We start from the raw sequence: 6,434 nt of genomic DNA, 5'->3' as shown, positions 1-6,434 counted from the left end.
TTCTACGTCAACGACGCGACGCTCCCCATCACCACGAACCGGGAAGAGCCGGATAACCCTGCACTGTGGAGGAAAGAATGTCTCAGGGCCCAGCCCTCTGGGCGTTCTGGGATGCTGTCTGAAAGTTATCCACAATTGGCCCGCGTCCTGTCGATTGTCGGGGCATTCCGATAAAATCGAGGTGTCGGATGGGCAGGGAGGCCCGCCCCTCGCGGACTTCGGAGTCCGCGACCAGATGCGAGGCGGCAAGGAGGGGGAGCGCTATGAGCGCCGTGGAGAATTCGTCGTCGCTGTTCGATGACGAGGGTCGCGACGAATCGGCCGACGCAGCCTTCCTTGCGTCGCTTCCCACGCACCTGCGGATCGTCACAGCGCGCCAGGCGCTCACCCGTGAGTCACTGCCCCGCCGCGGGAAGAGCATGGACGACCCTCAGCTCAGCGAGGCCACCCAGCGAGTGTGGGATGCGGAGAAGCGCACCGCGCTCTGCCTGGCGGAGAAGTATCGCGCCCTGGCTGACCTCTATGAGCACGACGGCGGATATGAGGAGGTCACCGAGCTCGATGAGGTGGAGACTCTGCGGGCCGGTCTCGCGCTGAGGGTGACACGCGGTGCCGCCGGCTGGCAGCTGCGGGACGCCTACCAGGCGGTGCACCTCTTTCCGCAGTGCCTTGTGGAGCTGGAATCCGGGAACCTGCCCGCGGCGTGGTTCCAGAAAATGCTGAAAACTTCTCGCCAGCTCTCCGACAGCTCCCGCAAGAATCTGGATATCGCTGTCGCCTCCTGGTCCCCGGATATCACCGCGGAACGTTTCTTCACCCTGCTGAAGAAGCTCATTGCGCTGCTCGAACAGCGTGAGGAGCACCCGGATCCGCTCGCCGCGCTCACCCGTAGCGTCGACCTGCTGCCGAGCGTCGCACCTGGGATGGGGACTCTCCAGATCAGTGGTCCGATCCCGGAGATCCTCGCGCAGTGGAAGCAGCTCGACGAGTCTGCCCGGGCGATCCAAGCGGCCCAGCGCGCCGCGCTTCGCGACGGCACCCCGATCCCGCATGACCCGGACGGCACGGTCCTGGACACCGGGAAGGCACTGCCGCTGAACCAGCTGCGGTTCGTGCTCATGACCACGGCGGCGTTGGACCTCGAGGGAGTGCATGTCCCCGGCGAGCGGTTCCGCCTGAACATCACCGTCCCCGCGCTCACCCTCCTCGGCGCCTCGGATGAACCCGGCAGCCTCGACGGCACCATCCCGCTTCCCCCAGCGCTCGCCCGCTCTCTCGCCGGCAGCACGGGCACCTGGTACCGAGTCCTCACGGACCGTTGCAGCGGAGCCTTCCTCCCGCTGCCCGCGGACAGATTCGAACCCACCGCCGCGATGCTCGAGCACATGCGCCTGCGCAATGCCCAGTGCGCGGTCCCCGGCTGCACCCGGCCCACCTCCTGGGCCTCCCAGTGCGATCACATCGAGGAATGCTTGCGCGGCACCCCGGGGGAGGGCGGGCTCACCGAGATCGAGAACCTCCATCTGCTGTGCTGGCAGCACCATCTTGACAAGACCAACGGCCTCCTGGACCCCACTCGCCTCCCGACTCGGGCCAGTGAACCCGGCCGGACCCGCTGGGCCATCGGCCACCATGGCGACGTCGCCACCGCGACCGACGAACTCGACACCGCGAGCCTCCAGATCGCCGCAGATCTCGAGCGCGCGTGGGTCGCCTTCCTGCGCGGCACGTATGCCGGGGAGCCGGCCACTGAGCCTGCGACCGGCAAGGATGAACCGCCACCGCTACCGCCGTCGGCACCGCCACCGCCACCGCCGTCGGCACCGCCACCACCACCACCGCCAGGCGGGACCGAGATCCCGCCCGGACCCTGGGACGAGTACGGGCCCCCGCCCTACTGACTCGCCCACTGGTCGCCGCGCCAGCACCCCGGTGCACTGGTTCACCGGAGTCCCGGTGGCGTCAGGTGGCCGTCGTGGCTGTCGGCCCACGTAGATCCCGCCGCACCTGGCGCACTCTCCCGTGCTCCGGGACGTCGGCATGCCCAGGACTTGCCGGTGGTGTGACTTGCCGGTGGTCTGACCTGCCGGTTGTGCATGGCGGTGCCGGCTGTCAGTCCCCGCTCGTAGGCTCGGGGCATGAAGATCCTGCACACCTCGGACTGGCACCTGGGACGCACCCTGCACAAGGTCGACCTGCACGAGCATCAGGCCGTCTTCCTCGACTGGCTGGTGGCCCTGGTCCGGGCAGAGCAGGTCGACGTCGTCGTCATCCCCGGCGACGTCTACGACCGCGCTGTCCCCGCGGTGAGCAGCGTGAAGCTGCTCGACAGTGCACTGGCCCGCCTCGCAGACACCGGCGCCACCGTGGTCCTCACCTCCGGCAACCACGACTCCCCGGAACGGCTCGGCTTCGGCCGCGGCCTGATGAAGGCAGGCGTCCACCTGCTCACCGACGTCCCCGGCATCGAGCACCCCGTGAGCGTCGAAGACGAGCACGGCGAGGTGCTCTTCTTCGGCCTGCCCTATCTCGAACCTGACCGTGCGCGCACCGAGCTGGTCGGCGAGGGGGAGCCGCCGCTGGCCCGCAGTCACGAGGCCGTCACCCGTGCCGCACTGGACCGCGTCCACGAGCGCGCCGCCGCCCACCCCGGCGCCCGCATCGTCGTGCTCGCCCACACCTTCGTCACCGGTGGCGAGGCCAGCGACTCCGAACGCGACCTCGCAGTCGGCGGCGTCGACTCCGTCCCCGCGGGGGTGCTAGGCGGGATCGATTATCTGGCCCTCGGCCACCTTCACGGCTGCCAGGACCTCACCCGCACCGTCGGTGCCCCCGCCTGGTACTCCGGCTCCCCGCTGGCCTTCTCCTTCTCCGAGCGCCACCACCACAAGTCCGTGCTGCTGGTCGAACTCGGCGCCCCGAGAGATAACGGCCGAGCGGCAGTGTCCGTAGAACGGATCCAGACCCCCGTCCCACGCCCACTCACCGAGCTGCGCGGCACCCTCGAAGAGATCCTCAGCCAGCGCGACGAGCACGGCGGCGACTGGATCAAAGCCATCGTCACCGACCCGGCTCGCCCCGCCCACCTGCAGGAACAGTTGCGTGAGGCGTACCCCGACCTGCTGCTGACCGAGTACGCACCGGAGGGCAGGGAGGCGCGCGCGGGCACCCCGGTGGTGCGCCGCGAGCAGAACCCGCTCGAGGTGATGGACGAATTCCTCGCCCACGTCACCGGCGCCGCCCCCACCGCCGCCGAGCATGACGTCCTGGACCGCGCCTACACCGCGGTGCGCCGCCAGAAGGAAGCCTCGTGAAGCTCCATCACCTGCAACTGACCGGGATCGGTCCCTTCGCGAGCACCGCCCGGATCGACTTCGCCGCCCTCGGTGCGAGCGGCATGTTCCTGCTCGAGGGCCCCACCGGCTCTGGCAAGTCCACGATCCTCGACGCGATCGTCTACGCCCTCTACGGCCAGGTCGCTGGCGCTGTCACCAGCAGCGACCGGATCCGCTCCCAGTTCGCCGCCCCTACCGAGGCGAGCGTGGTGGACATGGTGTTCGAGACCGCCTCCGGGATCTACCGGGTGCGCCGCCAGCCCGAGTTCCAGCGCCAGAAGCTGCGCGGCACCGGCACCACCAAGGAGCAGGCCAAAGCCGTGCTCTGGCGGATCGGCTCCCCGCAGCTGATCCCCGATGTCATCGCCGACACCGCCGGCGGCGGCAGCGGCGTTGAAGCGATCGCGACCCGCATCGACGAGGTGGGCCGCGAGATCCAACGGGCCGTCGGCCTCACCCGCGACCAGTTCACCCAGACCGTCCTGCTGCCCCAGAACGAGTTCGCCCGCTTCCTGCGCGCCGGCACCGGGGAACGCCAGGCCGTGCTGCAGCGCGTCTTCGGCACCGAGACCTACGCCGCGGTGGAGAAGCAGCTCGAGGAGATGCGGAAGCGGGCCAAGCGAGAGGTCGACGCCGCCCAGCAGACCCTCGGCACTGCGCTCGCCCGCTTCACCGAGGCCACCGCGCTCGAGACAGAACAGAGCGCCGTGCTCAACGAGCATGCGACGGCGCTGCGGCTGGAACCGCTGGCGGTGCTCGCCGGGGAGCACCTCGCGGCGGTCATCGCGCGGGCTGACGACGCACAGGGCGCTGCAGAGACGGCAGGCGAGTTCGAGCTGGCTGCGCGCACCGCCGCCGAGAGCGCCACGGCTGCACGCAAGCGCATCGATCGTCGCCGTGAGCTCGACGCCCTGGCTGCACGCCTCTCGATGGAGAAGCCCGCCCTCGAGATCGGACGCACCTCGCTGCAGCGCGACGAGTCCGCGCGACCCGTCGTCGAAGTGCTGCGCCGCCGCGACGCCGCCTCCACCCGGGTGGCCGTCGCGGTCGAGGCTCTGGCGAAGCTGGCGAGCACCACCCGGCCGCAGCAGAGCGAGCTCGTGGATCTGCTGGAAGAGGAGGACGCCGACGAGAAGCTGATGGCCGCCGCCGACGAAGCCACCACCGCGGCCGGCTCGCTCAAGGATCTCGTCGAGCTCGAGACAGCACTGCCCGCCCGCGAGCAGAAGCTCGCCGCGCGACGCGAGCAGCTCACTGCGGCGACGACCGCCCTCGCTGCCCTCACCGCACAGCTCGGAGCGCGGCCCGCCCGCCGCACCGAACAGATCACCGTGCGGGACGCAGCCCGCAAAGCCGCCGCCGTGCTGGGCGATGCCCGCCTCGCCCTGCGCACCGCCGAGGAGCGACAGCAGGCCACCTCATCTGCTGTCGCCCACGAGAAGAAGGTCGAGACGCTGCGCGAGCAGGCGACCACCACCCTCCGCACGGCCCAGGAACGGGCGGCGACGGAGACCGAGCTGCGCCGCCGCCGCTTCGCCGGGATCGCCGCCGAGCTCGCCGTCGACCTCACGGGCGGTGACGCCTGCCCCGTCTGCGGCGCACTCGAGCACCCCCACCCGGCAGGGGCTGCTGACGATGCCGTCAGTCCCGAGCAGGTCGAAGTCGCCGAGCAGGCCCGCCAAGCTGCCGAAGCGGCGCACTCCCGCGCCGACCAGGCGCACGCCTTGGCCGGCCAGGAGCTCACCCGGCTCCGCGAAGCCGCCGGAGACCTCACCCCCGAGACCGCCGAGACCGCCGTCGACACCGCGCAGGCCGAGGTCACGGCGGCGCGCGCCGCCGAGACGAAGGCTGCCGAGCTCGAGACAGCCCTGGCCGCCTTCGACGAGGAGACCGAGCACCTCACCCGCCGCAAGCAGGACGACGCCCTCGCCGTCGAACGCGAGAGCACCGAGATCACCGCCGCAGCCGACGCACTCGCGAGCGACCGCACCAAGGTCACCGAGGCCCGCGGGGAGGACGACTCCATCGCCGCGCGTCGCCGTGCCCACAGCGACCGTGCCCGGGCCGCGACCGCCTTGCGAGAGGTGCTGCGCACCCGCACCGAGGCCGAGCAGCGTGCCGCCGAGCTCGCCGACGAGGCGGTGACCTCGCTGTCCGCCAGCGGATTCGCCACTCCCGACGCGGTCCGCGCCGCAGTGCTCGTCCCCGCAGAGCGCACCCGCCTGCAGAAGCTCGTCCAGACCCGCGCCGTCGACGAGTCCCGGCTCACCGACGGCATGTCAGAAGAGGGCATCGCCGAGGTCTCCGCGAGCGACGAGGCCAAGGAGGCGGCCGAGGCCGCCGTGGTCGCCGCCGATGAGAAGCTCACCCTCGCGAAGGCAGCCTCCACCGAGGCCGCCGGTCTCGCCGCCCGCCAGCGCGGCATCTCCGAGCGGGGCGCCGCCGCCCGCACCGCGCTCGAGACCGCCTCGGCCCAGGTGCGCAGCGTCAGCGAGGACGCCGGCATCACCGTGCGGGTCGCCGACCTCGCCACCGGCCGCTCGGCCGACGGAGAGCGCGTGCAGCTCTCCACCTACGTGCTCATGTGGCGGCTGGACGCCGTCATCGAGGCCGCCAACGCCCGCCTCGCCCTGTTCTCCGGCTCCGACCTCGAGCTGCTGCGTGACACCGGCGCCCGCGGCGCGAAGAAGACGGGCCTGGACCTGCTGGTCCTGGACCGCCGCACCGACCAGGTGCGAGTGCCCGAGACCCTCTCCGGCGGCGAGACCTTCTTCGTCTCCCTCGCCCTCGCACTGGGCCTGGCGGACATCGTCATGGGCGAGGCCGGGGGAGTGCAGATGGAGACCCTCTTCATCGACGAGGGCTTCGGCAGCCTGGACCCCGAGACCCTCGAGACCGTGGTGCGGGAGGTGGGCAGGCTCGCCGAGAGCGGCCGCGTGATCGGGATCGTCAGCCATGTCGGCGACATGAAGGCCCAGATCCCCGAGCAGATCCACGTGCGCCGCGGCGCAGACAGCCGCTCGAGCCTGACCATCACCGCCTGAGGGGGTGCGGCGCCCGGTCAGCAATAGTAGACAAGTCACCTAGGTGCATTGTCTA

General features: G+C 70.9%; 3 protein-coding genes. All 3 read left to right on the top strand.

The window, feature by feature from the left end; genetic code table 11:
• Positions 1-263 precede the first annotated feature (263 nt).
• The 3 genes from ACTH43_RS11425 (at position 264) to ACTH43_RS11415 (ending at position 6,379) form a co-directional block, all read left to right on the top strand.
• Positions 264-1,901, top strand: coding sequence for an HNH endonuclease signature motif containing protein (locus ACTH43_RS11425; RefSeq protein ID WP_441445020.1), 1,638 nt, complete (start codon positions 264-266; stop codon positions 1,899-1,901).
• 237 nt (positions 1,902-2,138) lie between these two features.
• Complete coding sequence (locus tag ACTH43_RS11420; protein ID WP_441445019.1) at positions 2,139-3,314, top strand: exonuclease SbcCD subunit D; 1,176 nt, start codon at positions 2,139-2,141, stop codon at positions 3,312-3,314.
• Positions 3,311-6,379, top strand: a complete 3,069-nt coding sequence (locus tag ACTH43_RS11415; RefSeq protein WP_441445018.1) for an AAA family ATPase — start codon at positions 3,311-3,313, stop codon at positions 6,377-6,379. Before ACTH43_RS11420 ends, ACTH43_RS11415 begins: the two co-directional genes overlap by 4 nt.
• The last annotated feature ends 55 nt before the right edge of the window (positions 6,380-6,434 follow it).

The organism is Brachybacterium sp. (assembly GCF_052095815.1).
Taxonomy (GTDB): Bacteria; Actinomycetota; Actinomycetes; order Actinomycetales; family Dermabacteraceae; genus Brachybacterium.
This window is presented reverse-complemented; position numbering and strand designations above follow the sequence as displayed.

Bases quoted from the DNA above. Each gene is read 5' to 3' on its own strand.
- ACTH43_RS11425 (WP_441445020.1), top strand. From the start codon at position 264: ATGAGCGCCGTGGAGAATTCGTCGTCGCTGTTCGATGACGAGGGTCGC.
- ACTH43_RS11420 (WP_441445019.1), top strand. From the start codon at position 2,139: ATGAAGATCCTGCACACCTCGGACTGGCACCTGGGACGCACCCTGCAC.